This is a genomic window from Thermocrinis albus DSM 14484, assembly GCF_000025605.1.
GTDB classification, from domain to species: Bacteria; Aquificota; Aquificia; order Aquificales; family Aquificaceae; genus Thermocrinis; species Thermocrinis albus.
The window spans coordinates 15,997-31,864 of sequence record NC_013894.1 but is presented as its reverse complement, the minus strand read 5'-3'; the positions used below and the strand labels follow the sequence as shown (position 1 = coordinate 31,864).

18 protein-coding genes and 1 tRNA gene are annotated in these 15,868 nt (G+C 46.8%); 8 read left to right on the top strand and 11 right to left on the bottom strand.

The genetic code is table 11. The features are described 5' to 3' along the window. Position 1 precedes the first annotated feature (1 nt). Positions 2-1,183 carry a pyridoxal phosphate-dependent aminotransferase gene (locus tag THAL_RS00165; protein WP_012991079.1) on the bottom strand — a complete coding sequence of 394 codons (1,182 nt, stop codon included), beginning with the start codon at positions 1,181-1,183 and terminating at the stop codon, positions 2-4. Between the two features lie 21 nt (positions 1,184-1,204). On the opposite strand from THAL_RS00165, the gene coaE reads away from it, so the two are divergent. Then, entirely contained in the window at positions 1,205-1,816 is a 612-nt protein-coding gene (gene coaE, locus THAL_RS00160) for a dephospho-CoA kinase (RefSeq protein ID WP_012991078.1), read from the top strand. On the opposite strand, the gene THAL_RS00155 is transcribed toward coaE, so the two are convergent. Next, complete coding sequence (locus THAL_RS00155; protein WP_012991077.1) at positions 1,745-2,680, bottom strand: TIGR00269 family protein; 936 nt, start codon at positions 2,678-2,680, stop codon at positions 1,745-1,747. The genes coaE and THAL_RS00155 overlap by 72 nt on opposite strands. A 20-nt stretch (positions 2,681-2,700) precedes the next feature. Between THAL_RS00155 and argH the strand changes: the two genes are divergently transcribed. Genes argH through glgB form a run of 3 tightly spaced genes read left to right on the top strand, consistent with a single transcriptional unit; the run spans position 2,701 to position 6,560 of the window. Then, positions 2,701-4,074: an argininosuccinate lyase gene (gene argH / locus THAL_RS00150; RefSeq protein WP_012991076.1), complete on the top strand. Its 1,374-nt coding sequence runs from the start codon at positions 2,701-2,703 to the stop codon at positions 4,072-4,074. A gap of 1 nt (position 4,075) precedes the next feature. Beyond that, positions 4,076-4,708: a class I SAM-dependent methyltransferase gene (locus tag THAL_RS00145; protein WP_012991075.1), complete on the top strand. Its 633-nt coding sequence runs from the start codon at positions 4,076-4,078 to the stop codon at positions 4,706-4,708. Beyond that, positions 4,701-6,560: a 1,4-alpha-glucan branching protein GlgB gene (gene glgB, locus THAL_RS00140; protein ID WP_012991074.1), complete on the top strand. Its 1,860-nt coding sequence runs from the start codon at positions 4,701-4,703 to the stop codon at positions 6,558-6,560. The genes THAL_RS00145 and glgB overlap by 8 nt, the downstream gene beginning before the upstream one ends. Here the strand turns inward: glgB and THAL_RS00135 are convergent. Further along, positions 6,535-6,819 carry a cupin domain-containing protein gene (locus THAL_RS00135; RefSeq protein ID WP_012991073.1) on the bottom strand — a complete coding sequence of 95 codons (285 nt, stop codon included), beginning with the start codon at positions 6,817-6,819 and terminating at the stop codon, positions 6,535-6,537. The genes glgB and THAL_RS00135 overlap by 26 nt on opposite strands. Beyond that, positions 6,806-8,716, bottom strand: coding sequence for an NADH-quinone oxidoreductase subunit G (locus THAL_RS00130; RefSeq protein WP_012991072.1), 1,911 nt, complete (start codon positions 8,714-8,716; stop codon positions 6,806-6,808). Before THAL_RS00130 ends, THAL_RS00135 begins: the two co-directional genes overlap by 14 nt. Positions 8,717-8,803: 87 nt before the next feature. On the opposite strand from THAL_RS00130, the gene THAL_RS00125 reads away from it, so the two are divergent. The 4 genes from THAL_RS00125 to THAL_RS08230 are packed head-to-tail and all read left to right on the top strand — an operon-like array spanning position 8,804 to position 11,321. Continuing rightward, positions 8,804-9,268: a hypothetical protein gene (locus THAL_RS00125; protein ID WP_012991071.1), complete on the top strand. Its 465-nt coding sequence runs from the start codon at positions 8,804-8,806 to the stop codon at positions 9,266-9,268. 4 nt (positions 9,269-9,272) lie between these two features. After that, positions 9,273-10,016: a tRNA (adenine-N1)-methyltransferase gene (locus THAL_RS00120; protein ID WP_012991070.1), complete on the top strand. Its 744-nt coding sequence runs from the start codon at positions 9,273-9,275 to the stop codon at positions 10,014-10,016. Further along, positions 10,009-10,245: a hypothetical protein gene (locus THAL_RS00115; protein ID WP_012991069.1), complete on the top strand. Its 237-nt coding sequence runs from the start codon at positions 10,009-10,011 to the stop codon at positions 10,243-10,245. Before THAL_RS00120 ends, THAL_RS00115 begins: the two co-directional genes overlap by 8 nt. Continuing rightward, positions 10,242-11,321: an SH3 domain-containing protein gene (locus THAL_RS08230; RefSeq protein WP_012991068.1), complete on the top strand. Its 1,080-nt coding sequence runs from the start codon at positions 10,242-10,244 to the stop codon at positions 11,319-11,321. The genes THAL_RS00115 and THAL_RS08230 overlap by 4 nt, the downstream gene beginning before the upstream one ends. On the opposite strand, the gene THAL_RS00110 is transcribed toward THAL_RS08230, so the two are convergent. The 7 genes from THAL_RS00110 to THAL_RS08150 form a co-directional block, all read right to left on the bottom strand. Beyond that, positions 11,285-11,374: transfer RNA gene (locus tag THAL_RS00110), tRNA-Ser, on the bottom strand. The genes THAL_RS08230 and THAL_RS00110 overlap by 37 nt on opposite strands. 14 nt (positions 11,375-11,388) lie before the next feature. After that, a complete protein-coding gene (gene phoU / locus THAL_RS00105) occupies positions 11,389-12,057 on the bottom strand; it encodes a phosphate signaling complex protein PhoU (protein WP_012991067.1) in 669 nt (222 codons plus the stop codon). 53 nt (positions 12,058-12,110) lie between these two features. Then, positions 12,111-12,971, bottom strand: a complete 861-nt coding sequence (locus THAL_RS00100; protein WP_012991066.1) for an ATP-binding cassette domain-containing protein — start codon at positions 12,969-12,971, stop codon at positions 12,111-12,113. Beyond that, positions 12,968-13,645, bottom strand: a complete 678-nt coding sequence (gene modB, locus THAL_RS00095; RefSeq protein WP_012991065.1) for a molybdate ABC transporter permease subunit — start codon at positions 13,643-13,645, stop codon at positions 12,968-12,970. The genes THAL_RS00100 and modB overlap by 4 nt, the downstream gene beginning before the upstream one ends. 30 nt (positions 13,646-13,675) lie before the next feature. Beyond that, positions 13,676-14,419 carry a molybdate ABC transporter substrate-binding protein gene (modA, locus tag THAL_RS00090; protein ID WP_012991064.1) on the bottom strand — a complete coding sequence of 248 codons (744 nt, stop codon included), beginning with the start codon at positions 14,417-14,419 and terminating at the stop codon, positions 13,676-13,678. Beyond that, positions 14,416-15,405, bottom strand: a complete 990-nt coding sequence (locus THAL_RS00085) for a substrate-binding domain-containing protein (RefSeq protein ID WP_012991063.1) — start codon at positions 15,403-15,405, stop codon at positions 14,416-14,418. The genes modA and THAL_RS00085 overlap by 4 nt, the downstream gene beginning before the upstream one ends. Before the next feature lie 61 nt (positions 15,406-15,466). Then, positions 15,467-15,844 carry a hypothetical protein gene (locus tag THAL_RS08150; RefSeq protein ID WP_012991062.1) on the bottom strand — a complete coding sequence of 126 codons (378 nt, stop codon included), beginning with the start codon at positions 15,842-15,844 and terminating at the stop codon, positions 15,467-15,469. Positions 15,845-15,868: the final 24 nt, after the last annotated feature.

Here is a 15,868-nt window from a genome sequence, read left to right as displayed (position 1 = left end):
GTTATGCGTGAAGCAGCTGTGAAAGGGCCTCTTTTATCCTGCCTATGCCTTCTTCTATCTCCTGAGAAGAAAGGCAGTAGGAGAGTCGGAGGTAGCCTTCAGCTCCAAAAGCCGAACCGGGAACGCAGGCCACCCTTCCCTTTTCCACCAGATAATCGGCTAAAGCCAGGTCGGAACCAAGGAGGGAGGAGTAGTAACGGAAGTTGGGGAAGATATAGAAGGCTCCGCTAGGTTTTACCACCTTCACGTGGGGAATTTGGGAGAGGAGTCTGAGGGCTGTGTTTCTTCTCTCACGGAAGGTTTCTTTCATCTTCTCCACAAAGCTACGCGCCTGTGGATTGGTGAGGGCCTCTAAGGCACCGTACTGGGCAAAACTGGTGGCGTTGGAAAGGGTCTGGCTGTTGAGGTCAGCGATAACGCGGGCAAAGGGCTCGGGGGATGCTACGTACCCAACGCGCCATCCTGTCATGGAAAAAGTTTTAGAAAAGGCATTAACAGTAAAGGTTATATCTCTCACCTCGGGAGACAGAGAAGCTACACTCACAAACTCACCTTCGTAGACGAAAGCTTCGTAACATTCGTCAGATACTATGAATATCCTTCTCTCTACACACAGCTGGGCTATACGTTCCAGCTCCTTAGGTGGCACAACGGCACCTGTGGGATTGGAAGGTGAGTTAAGCACCAGCATACGGGTGCGCTCCGTTATGTAGGGCAGGAGGTCTTCCGCCGTCAATACAAAACCCTTGTCCTCCGAAAGGGGTACCACTACAGGTTTACCGCCACACAGCTGGATCTGTTCTGGATAAGAAACCCAGTAGGGGGAAGGTAAAAGAACCTCATCACCTTCGTTGAGGACAGCCAAGAAGACCAGATACAGAGCCATCTTGGCTCCTGCCGTCACCACTATCTGGGAGGGGCTGTATTCTACTCTGTTTTCTTTCTTTAGTTTCTCGGAAAGAGCTTCTCTCAAAGGCAGTATACCTGCGGAGGGTGTGTATTTGGTTTTTCCTTCCCTGAGGGCTTTTATACAGGCTTCCTTGATAAAGTCGGGGGTGTCAAAGTCCGGCTCTCCTGCACCGAATCCTATTATGTCCACACCCTGAGCCTTCAGCTGATTGACACGGGCTGTGAGTGCTAAGGTAGGTGCTGGTTTTATATGTTTTACTCTCTCCGAAAGCATAACAGTTATTATAATGATGTAATGCTCACGGTGGGACTTACGGGAAACATAGGGAGCGGAAAGTCCACTGTAGCCACCCTTTTTAGGGAGTGTGGGTTTAAGGTCTACGATGCTGACACCATCATAAAGAGCTTTTACCAAGAGAGAGGGGAAGTTTACAGAAAGGTGGTATCTGCCTTCGGCGAAAGTATACTGAAAGAGGACGGAAGTGTAGACACCAAAAAACTGGCAGACGAGGTTTTTGCCCATAAGGAGAAACTGAGGATCCTGGAGGAGATAACCCACACAGCTCTTTACAGTTACCTACAGCAGGAGGAGAGGAAGCTTTCACCAGGTGACGTTATGGTGGTAGAGGCATCCCTACTGGTAGAGAAAGGCAGTTACAGAAGGTACCACTTTCTGGTGGTGGTGTATGCAGACTACGCTACGTGCAAAGAGAGGGCCATCAGAAAAGGTTTCACGGAAGAGGATTTTGAAAGGCGCTGGCGGATGCAGATGCCTCCCGAAGAGAAACTTAAGAAGGCCCACTACATAATAGACAACAGGGGAGATCTGGACTCTTTAAGGAGAAGGGTCCGGGAGCTCTGTGATGTTTTGAGTTTTTACGCTAAGTTTTCTCCTGATCCTACATAGGGAGCATATCTCTCCCACGGTGGGTTCTCCACAGACACTACAGGGTTTTAAGGTTACTGGTTGGGTGCCAGAACTTAAAGCTGGCCTTACCTTGCGCAAAAATTCTAGATAAAACCTCAGCTTGGTGCCGGGACTCTTCTCCTCTATCTGGGCCATTATCTTTTTGTAGTCAATGGATGTGGCGTTTTCCGCAAAGGGGCATTCCTCTTCTATGTAATCTATGTTGGTCACCACTGCGTAAAGGGCCGTTTCCCTCTCTGTGAGGAGGCAAAGGGGCTTTACCTTGCGCACAAAACCATCCTTTTCCTCCAAAAGAGGTGTCTGTCTCTCCAGATACTGGAGGTTCCAACTCAGCACATTGGAGAGAAGAACCGCCGTCTCATCATCCAGATTGTGGCCCGTAGCCACCACCGTGTACCCCAGCTTCTTAGCATAAAGATTCATATAATAGCGTTTGATACTGCCACAGAAAGAACAGGCAGGCCTTGAGTCCAGCTGTTTTATCTGGGGAATGGTACTCAGTTCCTGTGAGAGGTCCACTATGTGTAACTTTCTGCCTATCCTCTCGGAAAATTTCTTACACAGCTCCTTAGATTTAGCCGAATAATCTCCTATACCCAGATCTATGTAAAGGCCATCCGCCTCGTATCCTAACCTGTGGAGAACCTGCCAGAGGGACAGGCTGTCTTTACCCCCCGATACGGCTACCAGTACCCTGTCTCTCTTTTCCATCATACCAAACTGCTTTATGGTCCTTTGGACCCTCTCTTCAAACCATTCCACGTAGTGTTGGCTACAGAGAGATAGGCGGTGATGAGGCAGATATATGGATGCCTTCTCTTTACACTTGACGCATCTTCTCATAACTAAATAAGATATTCTTCATGGAGAAGGCTTGGGAAGGACGTTTCAGAGAACCTACCGAAGAGTTTGTGGAAGAGTTTACTCAGTCGGTGAGCTTTGACAAAAGACTGGCGCTGTACGATATCCAGCAAAGTCTGGCTCACGTAGAGACCCTTCAGAAAGCCGGCATTCTGTCCCAGCAGGAAGCCGAAAGTATAAAAGGAGCTCTTTTGAAGGTTAAAGAAAAGATCACAAAAGGTGAGTTTAGTTTCAGAAGGGAGTTAGAAGATGTTCACATGAACATAGAGAAAGCCCTTATTGAGGAGCTGGGTCCTATGGGAGGAAAGGTTCACACGGGGAGGTCCCGTAACGATCAGGTGGTGACTGATCTAAGACTTTACCTGAAGGAGGAGATAAATCATATTTTGGATCTCCTATCTGGCCTTAGAAGACGGTTGGTGAGGTTGGCAGAAGAAACACTGGAAGTGGTGGCTCCTTCTTACACTCATCTGCAGAGGGCACAGCCTATACGTTTGGCTCATTATTTTCTGGCTTACCGGGAGGCCTTTTTGGAAGATACAGATAGATTTGTAAACGCTTTTAGAAGGGTGGATGCTTTAGCTCTCGGTAGCGGTGCTGTGGCGGGAGTAGACTTTCCCTTAGACAGATTTTTCACAGCTCAAAAACTGGGCTTTAGATCTGTTCTGCGCAACTCTATGCACGCCACCGGAGACAGGGGTTTCCTTTTGGATGTTCTGTACAGTTGTGCGGTGTGTGGTATGCATCTCTCTCGCCTTTCGGAGGATCTCATCCTGTGGTCCAGTGAAGAGTTTGGTTTTGTGGAACTTCCTGACAGGCTGTGTACCGGCAGTTCCATCATGCCCCAAAAGAAAAATCCTGATGTCCTTGAACTCATAAGAGGTAAAGCAGGGAGATTATATGGAAACCTTCTGAGCCTCCTGACGGTCCTAAAGGGACTGCCTATGGCTTACAACAGGGACCTTCAGGAGGACAAGGAACCCCTTTTTGACAGTCTGGATACCCTGAAGGGGTGTTTGAAAGGTGCCTCTCTGGTGTTGGAGGGCCTGAAGGTGAGAGAAGACAAACTGAGGGCAGCAGCCGGAGGCTTTACGTTAGCCACCGATCTGGCCAACTATCTGGTAGGTAAAGGTGTGCCTTTTAGAGAGGCGCACCGTATCGTGGGCTCTCTGGTGGCCAAGCTGGTGGAAGAAGGTAGGAGTCTTCAGGATGTTACCTTAGAGGATCTTAGGACCTTCTCTCCTCTCTTTCAAGAAGACGTGTTAAAACTTTTGGATCCTCTCGTGGTGGCAGACAGGCGCCAAACTTACGGTGGTACATCAAAAGAGCGAGTTAAAGAGCAGATAGAACTGGCCAAGAGGGAAGAGGGTCTGTGAGATGTACAGGATCTTTGAGGATCTTGTAAAGCTATACGATGATTGGTACGAAAGACACAGGGCGGTCTATGTCTCGGAACTGGAGGCTATAAGGGAACATCTACCTAAGGAGGGGACAGGAGCAGAGATAGGTACGGGTACCGGACGTTTTGGTCCACCTTTAGGTATCTTTCTTGGTGTGGAACCATCAAGGAGTATGGCTCTTGTGGCAAAGGAGAGGGGTATGACAGTGATAAGGGGTGTTGCTGAGTACCTACCTCTAAAGGGAGAAGTCATGGATTACCTTCTCATCACCACCACCCTGTGCTTTGTGGACGATGTGAGATCCACCTTGAAAGAGGCGTACCGTGTTTTAAAGAGAGGGGGTAAGTTGGTGTTAGGTTTTGTAGACAAAGACAGTTTCTTAGGAAAATACTACCTAAGTATGAAGGACAAAAACCCTTTCTACCGTCACGCTACCTTTTACTCTACCCGGGACGTTGCACAACTTCTCCAAGAGGAAAACTTTTGGGTGGAGAAGATATCCCAAACAGTCTTCCATCTTCCACACCAGGTAAAAGAACCGGAACCTTCCCTCTCTGGTTACGGTAAAGGGGGTTTTGTGGTGGTATCTGCGGTGAAAAAACATGACTAAAGTCTCTCTCATTACCGACTACGATGTTTATCTCTTTAAGGAAGGGAGTCACACAAAACTCTACAGAAAACTGGGCGCTCACCTTGTGGAGGGAGGTGTTTACTTTGCCGTTTGGGCTCCCAACGCGAGAGAGGTCTCTGTAATAGGGGATTTTAACGGATGGGATCCTCATAAACACCCCATGAGGAGGAGGGAAGATCCGTCAGGTATATGGGAGACCTTTGTACCCAATCTCCCAAAAGGGACACGTTACAAGTACTTTCTCGTAGACGCCTGGGGGAACCCTAAGGAGAAGTCTGACCCCTTTGCCTTCTTCTGGGAGCCTCCACCCTCCACCGCTTGCTTAGTATGGGATCTTGATTACCACTGGAACGATCAGGTATGGATGGCCACAAGGAGATCAAAGAACAGCAGGGAGGCTCCTATAAGCATATACGAACTGCATGTAGGTTCTTGGAAGAAGGGTCTCTCTTACAGAGATCTGGCTCACGAACTTTCCCAGTACGTGACAGAGATAGGGTTTACCCATGTGGAGCTGATGCCTGTTATGGAGCACCCTTTTTACGGATCGTGGGGTTATCAGATAACAGGCTACTTTGCGCCTACCTCACGCTACGGCACCCCTCAGGACTTTATGTACCTCATAGACCTTCTTCATCAGAAGGGTATAGGTGTGATACTGGACTGGGTACCATCCCACTTTCCCACAGATCCTCACGGTCTTGCCTTCTTTGACGGTACGTGTCTTTACGAGTACGAAGACTGGCGCCTCAGGTGGCATCCTGACTGGAACAGTCACGTTTTTGATTACTCTAAGGGAGAGGTAAGATCTTTCCTTCTCAGCAGCGCCCATTTTTGGCTGGACCTGTATCACGTGGACGGTCTCAGAGTGGATGCGGTGGCCTCCATGTTGTACTTGGACTACTCACGCTCCGAGTGGAAGCCTAACGTGTACGGAGGGAGGGAGAATCTTGAAGCTATAGAGTTCCTGAAAAAGCTCAACACTACCGTGTATGCTCAGTTTCCCGATGTACAGACCTATGCCGAGGAATCCACCGCCTGGCCTATGGTGTCCCGTCCCGTTTACCTGGGTGGGTTAGGATTCGGCTTTAAGTGGAACATGGGATGGATGAACGACACCCTCTTTTACTTCTCCCTTGATCCCATCTACAGAAAGTACCATCACGGTATTCTCACCTTCAACACATGGTACGCCTTTTCGGAGAACTTTGTGTTACCCCTTTCTCACGACGAAGTGGTTCACGGTAAAGGTTCTCTGCTTCAAAAGATGTGGGGTGACGTGTGGCAAAAGTTTGCCCATCTAAGGTTATTGCTGGCTTACATGTACGCTTTTCCCGGCAAAAAGCTTCTCTTTATGGGTAACGAGATAGCCCAGTGGGAGGAGTGGAACCACGAAAGCAGCCTTCGCTGGGATCTGTTAGAGTATCCAAGTCACCGAGGTATAAAAAAGTTGGTAGAAGATCTTAACAGACTTTACAGAGAGGAGAAAGCTCTCCACCAACTGGACTGTGAGGCCGAAGGTTTTGAGTGGGTAGACTTCCATGACTGGGAACAAAGTGTCATAAGCTTTCTCAGGAAATCCAAGGAGGGGGAAGTGATTCTGTGTGTTTTTAACTTCACACCTGTGGTCCGATACCGTTACCGAGTAGGTGCTCCAGCAGGAGGTACGTGGAGAGAGATCCTCAACACCGACTCAGAGATATACTGGGGTAGTAACGTGGGGAATATGGGCAAAGTGGAGGCACAACCTGTAGTTTTCCACTCAAGACCCTACTCTTTGGAGCTCACTCTCCCACCCTTAGGAGCTATCTTCCTGAAGAAGGCCTTTTAGTGCCACATACGTAACACACACCTTCCTCCGTCTTGGCCCAGTGGCGTGTCCCTGCCTTCACTTCCAACCTGTCGCCTTCCTTCAGTAAGAACTCTCCTTCCTCTGTGCCTATCACCATAGAACCTCTGTAGACTACCCTCACCTCGTCATCAGGGTGAGTGTGCCAAGAGTAAAAGGTTCCCGGTGGATCACACCATGTGTAAAGATTCTCGTAACCCTCCTCTCTAAGCTGTTTTATGATCTTCTCAGGATCCAGCACCTTTCAGGTCCCTCTCCACCATCTGAAGAGCTACATTTTTTTCGTAGAGTCTTCCCAGGTTCTCGCTCCTTCTGGTTATCCAGTTACTCCTGTAAAGGTGTATTTCGGATGGGGTGGAGGAAGTCACCCCTTCCGCAAGGGGAGGCTGTAAGACCTTTTGGGATGGGAGTTCCTCAAGAAGTCCTGTGAGAAACTCTGTCACGTCAAAAACATCTGGTAGGAAGGATCTTCCGCTACGTTCTCCCATAAGGGTGGTAAAGGTTCCCTCCAGTTCTCCGTAAAGTCCTATAGGTACCCTTATGTGGGCGTACTGGGAAAGACCATCTTCAAAGGGTGAGAAAACTACCAAGTGCTCCAGTTTAGCTTTCAGAGCTTCAAACCTACTGGCAGGATAAAGATCCAACAGATCTTCTCCCACCACCCACAGATTCTTTATCTTACCCTCCTCGCATCCTTTCAAAACAGCTTCCACGGGAGATAAGATGTTATCCCCGAAGACTCTGTAAAAACCTAGGAAGTTGGATTCTCTGGAGATTACCAGCACCTTCCAACCTGTGGCCTGGGCTATTTCCCTCACCCTTCGTCCTAGCTGGACAGCCTCTTGGTCCAGTATGCGGGAGATGTTTACCACTATGATACCCTCTTTGTCCAAGGTTTTTGCCTCTTCCCAAGTTATCTCCTTAGGTCTCAGCTTGGCATCCCTACTGTAAGGTCCTATCCTGTAGACCTCACCCTTTATGTAGTAAGAGAGGACAGGTACGGTGGATGTTATATCGTCACCTATCAGCAAGAAGCGTTGGCATCTTTTTACCTCCTCCCACTGGGGAGGTTGGTACTCACCGTATCCCCTAAGGAAGGGGTAGAAGTTGGCGGTTAGGGTGGAGGTTACAAAGGCACCACTTCTCTCTACCAGCTGTTTAAACATAACTAAGAGCTCGTTACTGAGATAGGCGGACAGCACTATAGCTGTCTCCCTTCCCGCCGTCTTCAGCATACTACCTAAAAGGTGCACCACGCTACCAGGTGTTTCCTTTTTCCCGTATATCTCCGGCTGCCTTAGTCTGTTGTTGTTGAGAACATCGTACCCGAAAAAGCTTTTGGCGCATATGTCAAGGTCATCGGTTGGCTTTGTCCTGTAAACTTTCCTGTGGGATCTCCAGTCTCCCACACCGTACTCCACCTGTATCTCACAACCCACTGGACACACGTTACACAACGTTCTGTCTTTCTTAAGGAGCCAGCTTCTTGTCCAATACTTGAAGGGTTTAGAAATTATGGCTCCCACTGGACAAACGTACACACACAATCCGCACATCTCACAGCTGGAAGTGTCCATAGGTCGTACTGCGGGTACTATGTTGGTATGAAAGCCTCTTTCCTCCACGTAAAGGGCTCGCGCACCCACCACCTCATCACACACTCGGGTACATCTATAACACACCACACATCTGTTGGAGTAGTACTCAAGAAAATCGCTCTCCCAATCTATCTGGTGTCTTTCCTTTTCCAATGCGGATATTGGGATTATCTGTCTCTGAGGTCCAAAGAGGGCACCCAAGTTTTGAAGATCGCACTCTCCCGCTTTATCGCATATGGGACAGTCCAGAGGGTGTCTGCTCATAAAAGCCTGTAGCAGATATCTCTGATTTTCCACCACAGAGGGATGCTGGGTGGATATCTCCATACCCTCCTCCACAGGTACGTTGCAAGAAGTCATGAGCCTTCCGGTCTTTTCGTTGTAAACTACACACATCCTGCAAGCACCTATTATCCTCAACTTGGGATGGTAGCAGAAGTAAGGTACAGATATACCAAGGTCCAAAAGGGTCTGCAGTAAAGGCCTTCCCTTCTCTACCTCGTACTCCTGACCGTTTACCTTTATCTTCACAGTAGACATAGCCTTACCTCACCAGAAGATTACCTAACTAATTATATGCACAAAATACAAAGCCACCGCTTTAGATAATTGTAAAATAGAAAGTCCATGCTGGTACTTTTACTACTGGTCATCCTCTCGTGGGGTATGTCACAGGACTGTGAGAGTTTAACTGCAAGACTCAACAGTATAAGAACTCAGAACATATACGAGGATCTCACCCTTCAGGCTCAGAAACTCATAGAGGAGGGCTGCGCGGGGAAAAAACACAGCCTGAAAGCTGCAGATGACGTACTCTCTGCCCTCGAAACTCTCACCATGCCTGAGTTAGACGCCAAAGGACAGATCCTTTCTAGCATAACCAACAAACGTATGAGAAAGGCACTACTACTCTTAAATGAAACAAGGAAGTATAAGAAATCTTATCCAGACCTTTACTTTTACCAACTTCTCTTCTACCGGGTGGCCATAGAAAACAGGCGTGTAAAGGATTACAACTACGCCCTCAAGTACTCCCATGCCTCCTACCTTCTTGGAACCGCTATACTGACCTTAGCACGGCATATAAAATAGAAGTATGTTTAGGGAAGGGGACCTCGTCCTTATACAGATAGAGGACAAAAAGTACCTTAAAAAACTTACAAAGAACTTTCATCTGAATGTGAAGGATCGGACGCTACGGTACGAGGATGTAATAGGAAGAGAGAGCGGTGATAAGGTGGGAGATTTCTACCTCTTTGAGCCTACCTTAGAGGACATAATACTGTTAGGTTTTGAGAGAAAGACCCAGATAATCTACCCAAAGGACGCCTTCTACATAGCCTTCAAGCTAGGTATAGACAGATCAAGCAGAGTGTTAGAGTTTGGTACGGGAAGTGGTGCTCTCACCGCGGTCTTATCCCATATAGCTATGGAAGTTTACAGTTACGAACAGTCTGAAAAGTTCTACCAGTTAGCCCTCAGAAACTGGGAGAGATTCCAGCTGTGTAAGAACGTGAGAGCCTTCCTGATGGATTTCAGCGAAGCCACGCTGGAAGAAGAGAGTTTTGACGCTGCCTTTGTGGATGTACGGGAGCCGTGGCATTACGTAGATAAGGTCCACAGAGTCCTCAAAAGAGGAGCGGTGTGTGGTTTTCTTCTACCTACCACCAATCAGGTATGTACCCTTCTCTCTCACCTGAATGGGAAGTTCGCCAGTATAGAAGTTCTGGAGATCTTTCACAGATATTACAAAACAAATCCCGAAAGGTTTAGGCCTGAGGACAGAATGGTGGCCCACACCGCGTACCTTGTTTTCGGGAGAAAGATAAAGGATGGATGAACTCTTCAAAAAGTTGGAGATGGACCTTCAGGATCCCTTCAAACCTGACGCAGTCCTACAAGATCTTGAGGAACTTATGAGAAGTATCCCTCACATGAAGGAAGAGGATAGGAAGAAACTTTTAGAAATGATGCCCACCATCCGTGCCTGGGTGGAGAGAAACTACAGAATAGCCCTAGGCTGGTTAGAAAGTCTTCAGAAAACTCTCAGAATAGACATGAAGGTATGATACCGATACTGGTGCTGATAACAGTCCTTACAGCCTTTGCAGAAGAACTTTTGGACAGACTACAGGTCTTAAACTGGATAACAGAAGATCACTACCCTCCGGGTGTCACCCTTTCACAGGAAACTTTGGAGCATATAAAAAAACAACTCAACCTGGATAAGATACCCCCTCAGGTGAAGCCCCTTTACGGTTTTATTCTCCACAGGACAGATATGAAACTTTACCCCACTGAACTGAAGGTATACAGGAAAGATCCCCATATGGACTACAACCAGTACACCACGTTGGAGGCCTTCACACCTGTCAAGATCCTACACACCTCCTACGACGGTAGATGGTACTACGTACAAACTCCATGGATAAGGGGATGGGTAAAGAGGGATGCGGTGGCAGTGGTACCTTATGAGGATTGGGAACGTGTTCAAACACTACCCTTCTTGGTGGTTTTAAAGGATGATGTTTTGATAGGTGGGACTGCCTTCGGCATAGGATCTCGCGTACCTTATGAAGAAAAAACAGAAGACTCTTACCTTGTTTTACTTCCTGATGGCAGGAAGCTATGGATTAGAAAAAACGAATTCTTACACGAAGGCTTCTTAAAGTTTTCACAAGATGATATAAGAGCCAGACTAGAGGCCCTTTTGGGAAGACCATACGTATGGGGAGGAAGGTACGACTGCTCAGCTTTGGTACAGAACTTGTACGCCATATACGGCATAGAACTTCCCCGTAATTCGGCACAACAGTCAAAAACCGAAGGTAGCGTAGAGATCCGTTTTGAAACTTACCAGGCTTTTAAAAACTTTCTCCAAAGGCTGCCACCCTTCCAAACTCTCCTGTTTATGAAAGGTCATGTGATGATATACGGAGGCATTGAGGATGGCGACGTGGTGGTTTACCATGCCCTTTACGGTACTAAGAGGGATGACGGCACCGAGTACTATCCGCGTTCGGTGGTAAAAAACCTCCTTCAGAGAGATAGACTCACCAATCTTTACAGGAGGGTTACGGCGGTCCTAGTTCTTCCATCTTCACAGAACGGAGGGGGAGGGATTCGAACCCCCGGTGGGCCCTAAAGACCCACAGGTGATTTCAAATCACCCGCCTTCGGCCACTCGGCCACCCCTCCTCACTATATTTATTTTAACCCTCCTTCCTTTCCTTTATGTGCTGGTGTTTCACCACCTCTCCCTCCGTCCAGTAGATGGCCATCTCCGCTATGTTCTCCGCATGGTCCGCCATCCTCTCCAGATGTCTTGCCACAAAAGATAGACTTATGACCTTCTTTATGTTTCTGGGATCCTCCATAACGTAGGTTATAAGCTCCCTCTCCAGCTGGTGGTAAAGTTCGTCCACCATATCGTCCCTCTCTATCACCTTTTTGGCCAGGTCCGTGTCTCGGTGAAAGAAAGAGAGAACAGCATCCTCCACCATAGCTTTAACAGTGTTGGCCATCATTTTGAGGTTTACATAAGGCTTCAGAGGTGGTTCTTGTGCCAAAAGTAGCGAACGCTCCGCTATGTTCTCTGCCTCGTCTCCTATCCTCTCAAGGTCCGACACCATCTTGTATATACCCATTATGAGTCTGAGATCCCCCGCTTCCGGTTGGTAAAGGGCTATCATCCTCACACATCTTTTCTCTATCTCCACCTCAAGTTTGTCTATCTCATCATCACCCTTTATCACTTCCTGGGCTAACAAAGTGTCCTGTTTGTTGAGGGACTCTATAGCTTTCTCTATAGCGGTGTTTACCAGAGTGGCCATTCTTAAAACCAGTTGTTTGGTCTCTTCCAGTTCCGAAACTAGTCTCATCTTACACCTCCTCCTTAGCTTTATTAATATAAGGTAAGTGTGTTAATCTTACGTTAAGAGTTCTTTTCCACAGAGGGCGAAAATGCTTTCACATAAACCATTATCTTGTCTCCTACCTTAAGGGACAGATCACGGCACAGGATCTGAGATATTCCCATATCGGATTTTATGGTTACGAGCTGCAGATTACCCTGTTCTTTTACATCCAGAACTGTAGCTACAAAACTCATACGGGCAGACACCTGAGTAGGTAAGAACACTTCGTGAGGTGTTCCCTCCTTTATTATCCGGCCGTTCTCAATTATGTAAACTCTGTCTGCCATCTTAAAAACTTCTTCCACCGAATGAGTCACCATAAGCATGGGGATAGAGATCTGCCTTTGAAGAGCCTTCACTTCCTCTTGGAGGAAAGATCTCATATTTTCATCAAGAGCAGAGAAAGGCTCATCCAGTAACATTATGCGCGGATCTCTGGCTATGGCTCTAAGAAGAGCCACTCTCTGTCTCTGGCCACCCGAAAGTTGGTAAGGGTAGCTGTCCTTCAGCGGTTCCATATTTACTTTCCTGAGTAACTGCAAAGCCCTCCCTTTATCCTTTTTATCCATACCAAACAGGATGTTCTCCATAACGGTAAGGTGTGGAAAGAGAGTATCTTCCTGAAAGACAAAACCCACCCTTCTTCTGTAGGGCGGGAGATATATACCCCTCTTGGTGTCCATCCATATCTCTCCGTCAACCTCCAGAAAACCTTCGTCGGGTTTTTCTAATCCTGCCAGTATTCTCAGGATGGTGGTTTTACCCGAACCGGATGGCCCAAATATGACAGTAATCCCGTCCTCTATCTTCAGTTCCACGTCTAACCAGAACTCACCCTTAGATCCCAGTAACTTCTTCTTGGCACGCAGGTATATCATGACAGGACCTTAGGCTTATGGCGTAGCACATAGTACAGCATAAATAAACTAAAAAAGGAAAAGCTAAGCATGATAAGAGAAAGAATATGGGCGGTTTTGTAGTCTAGAGCTTCCACACTGTCATAAATGAGAACCGACATCACCCTTGTCTCACCTTCTATGTTGCCACCCACCATGAGAACCACACCGAACTCTCCCAACGTGTGAGTAAAAGAAAGTATTATGCCCGATAGAATTGAACCTTTGCTGTTGGGAAGTATTACCAAAAAAAGCGTCTGGAGGGGGTTTTTCCCTAAACTATAACTGGCTTCTATAAGTCTTTTAGGTACAGAAGCAAACCCGGAAGCTATAGGATGAACCATCATGGGCAAACTGTATATTACCGATGCCAGCACAAGACCTTCAAAGTGAAAAACTAACTGATGTCCAGTAAGCTGGTAAAAAACAGCACCTATTGGACCCTTTTTGCTCATAAGTAAAAGAAGATAAAAGCCCAGCACTGTGGGAGGAAGAACTAAGGGTAAGCTCACAACAGCCTCCAGAAAAGAGACCCACCGTCCTTTTGAAAAAGCTATTATGTAAGCCAGAGGTATGGATATGAAAAGAAGAAGGAAGGATGTTATAAAAGCCAGTTTGAGGGTGAGATACATGGCGGTGAGTACTTCATCAGGCATGGAGTACCTCCAGTATGTAGTCTTCTACCTTCAGTATGGTTCATCAAAGCCGTACTTTTTGAAAACTTCTCTGGCTTCCTTGGACAGAATAAACTCATAGAAACGCCTTACTTCCGGCTTCTCGGATCCCCGTTTAGTTATTCCATAACCTTGTACTATGGGTGTGTACTTGTCTTTTGGTACCACCCAATAGATACCCTTGGCAGACAGCTCTTTGGATAAGGCCTGTGACAAGGATATCAGCCCTACATCTGCAGCACCCGAGAAAACAAAAGAGGCTGTTTGAGATATATTCTCACCTATAACCAATTTTTCCTTCACTCTGTCCCACAAACCAGTTCTTTCAAGAAGTTCTTTGGCCGCTGCACCGTAAGGTGCCACTTTCCAGTCTGCTATAGCTATCTTCTTGACACGATCATCTAAAAGAACCTGAGGGAACTTAGAGGGATCAAGACCGCTGTCTTTTCTTACCCATATCACCAGCTTACCTACCGCATAAGGCTTAGGAGGTGTCACCACGTATCCCTCCTTATACAGATCTTCCACAAACTTCATGTTGGCGGCCATATAGATATCAAAGGGTGCCCCCTGTCTTATCTGAGTAGCACCTTTTCCTGACGAACCAAAGGTAAGAACTACCTTATCTTGAGGATGCCTCCTCTCATAAAGCCTGACAATCTCAGAAAGAGGATGCTGCAAATCTGCAGCAGCAAACACCCTTATCTCCCCAGAAAAGGCCAAAAAGGTCCACAGCAAAAACAGCAATACCCTCATAGCACTACCTCCTCTACTTTTCTCTTAGGTGTGTATCCTAAAGGTAAAAGAGCCATACCTGTAAGCTTTTTTAACTCTTCTCTTAGGGATTTTACGAAAAGTGGATCGGTATCTTCTCTTATAACCAATACATAATCGGACTCTCTTAGGCTATAAAAACTAAGCCCACGCTCCAGTGCAACAGACAGAGGTACCACCGTGTAATCACCCAGACCATTGAAGATAAGGTTCGCCATATCCCAATGAGTACCCCTCACCTCTCTGTATACCTTGGCTTCTATATACCTGTCAAAAACATCCCTCACACCGCTACCCTTTTCTCTAACTAACCAAACACCTCTCTTGACTTCTTGCAAAGACTCTACAGGATCCCTGCTGATGATTCCTTCCTTCCAAGCGTAAGCAGACAGCACCAAGAACCCCCTACCTACTTTCTCTTTAAGCATCTCTAAGGTCTCTTGATAGGTTCCCAAATGGACACCTGCTACGTGAAGGAAGCCCTCTTTGAGAAGATAAAGAGCTTCTGTGTTGTTAGCATGATAAGGTACTACACGGTAACCTTTTTCCTTAAAGGAGTGGTGAAGGCTACTGAATAACGGATCACACCCTGCAAAGAAAATGGTTTTATGGAGGTAACCTCTGTTAAAGAACCGAGGTTCTCCCTCTTTCAACACACCGTCCGGTATGAGATGACCCACAAAAGATGAAAAGGAAGGGTGTAAAACTATACTCTCTCCTACGTATCCTGCCACGAAGGTGGTACCTTCCCTCAAGGTGGGAGATACACGTAGGACTTCCTCTTGGGGAAAGAGTTCCTCTACACTACAACCCAAAGCTCTGGCTATACGGATAGCATGGCTTACAGAAGGAACCACCATTTCCCTCTCTATGGCGCTTAAGGTAGTTCTCGGAATCTTACAGAGCTTCGCCAGCTCCTCCTGAGAAAGCCCCGCCCTTTCTCTCAGCTCCTTCACCCTGTTGCGCATGACGATATATTATACTTTAACGACGATATATTGTCAAAAATAGAAAACTCAGTTGGATATACTACTCCTCTACTCCTGTCTCAGGAGAATAATCCGCCTTAAGCCAGTACACATTTTTCAGTTTCTTAACAGGTTCCAGTTGTTTCCCCTTCACTTTATATTCAGGAACTGTCACAGTGTACTCAAGAATTTTTGCCAAAAGTTTTACCCTCTCATTAATATCCTTGTTGTTTATGTACTCTCTTAAAAGTCCATTCTCCAGATCATCTCTGAACTTTTCAGGAATAATTGTCTTTGTGTATATATCTCTAAAAAGCTGCTGAGCTTTTTCTTTTTCCAACTTAAACTCGTCAGTTTCCCATAAGTTTTCTATAAATCTCTTTGCCTTTTCGTAATCCTCTTTGTAGCCCTGATCTACCTGCTCTATTTTTTTATACACCTCCTCTAAGAGTCCCAGTTTTTC

Bases quoted from the DNA above. Each gene is read 5' to 3' on its own strand.
- THAL_RS00165 (WP_012991079.1), bottom strand. From the start codon at position 1,183: ATGCTTTCGGAGAGAGTAAAACATATAAAACCAGCACCTACCTTAGCA.
- coaE (WP_012991078.1), top strand. From the start codon at position 1,205: ATGCTCACGGTGGGACTTACGGGAAACATAGGGAGCGGAAAGTCCACT.
- THAL_RS00155 (WP_012991077.1), bottom strand. From the start codon at position 2,680: ATGAGAAGATGCGTCAAGTGTAAAGAGAAGGCATCCATATATCTGCCT.
- argH (WP_012991076.1), top strand. From the start codon at position 2,701: ATGGAGAAGGCTTGGGAAGGACGTTTCAGAGAACCTACCGAAGAGTTT.
- THAL_RS00145 (WP_012991075.1), top strand. From the start codon at position 4,076: ATGTACAGGATCTTTGAGGATCTTGTAAAGCTATACGATGATTGGTAC.
- glgB (WP_012991074.1), top strand. From the start codon at position 4,701: ATGACTAAAGTCTCTCTCATTACCGACTACGATGTTTATCTCTTTAAG.
- THAL_RS00130 (WP_012991072.1), bottom strand. From the start codon at position 8,716: ATGTCTACTGTGAAGATAAAGGTAAACGGTCAGGAGTACGAGGTAGAG.
- THAL_RS00125 (WP_012991071.1), top strand. From the start codon at position 8,804: ATGCTGGTACTTTTACTACTGGTCATCCTCTCGTGGGGTATGTCACAG.
- THAL_RS00120 (WP_012991070.1), top strand. From the start codon at position 9,273: ATGTTTAGGGAAGGGGACCTCGTCCTTATACAGATAGAGGACAAAAAG.
- THAL_RS00115 (WP_012991069.1), top strand. From the start codon at position 10,009: ATGGATGAACTCTTCAAAAAGTTGGAGATGGACCTTCAGGATCCCTTC.
- THAL_RS08230 (WP_012991068.1), top strand. From the start codon at position 10,242: ATGATACCGATACTGGTGCTGATAACAGTCCTTACAGCCTTTGCAGAA.
- phoU (WP_012991067.1), bottom strand. From the start codon at position 12,057: ATGAGACTAGTTTCGGAACTGGAAGAGACCAAACAACTGGTTTTAAGA.
- THAL_RS00100 (WP_012991066.1), bottom strand. From the start codon at position 12,971: ATGATATACCTGCGTGCCAAGAAGAAGTTACTGGGATCTAAGGGTGAG.
- modB (WP_012991065.1), bottom strand. From the start codon at position 13,645: ATGCCTGATGAAGTACTCACCGCCATGTATCTCACCCTCAAACTGGCT.
- modA (WP_012991064.1), bottom strand. From the start codon at position 14,419: ATGAGGGTATTGCTGTTTTTGCTGTGGACCTTTTTGGCCTTTTCTGGG.
- THAL_RS00085 (WP_012991063.1), bottom strand. From the start codon at position 15,405: ATGCGCAACAGGGTGAAGGAGCTGAGAGAAAGGGCGGGGCTTTCTCAG.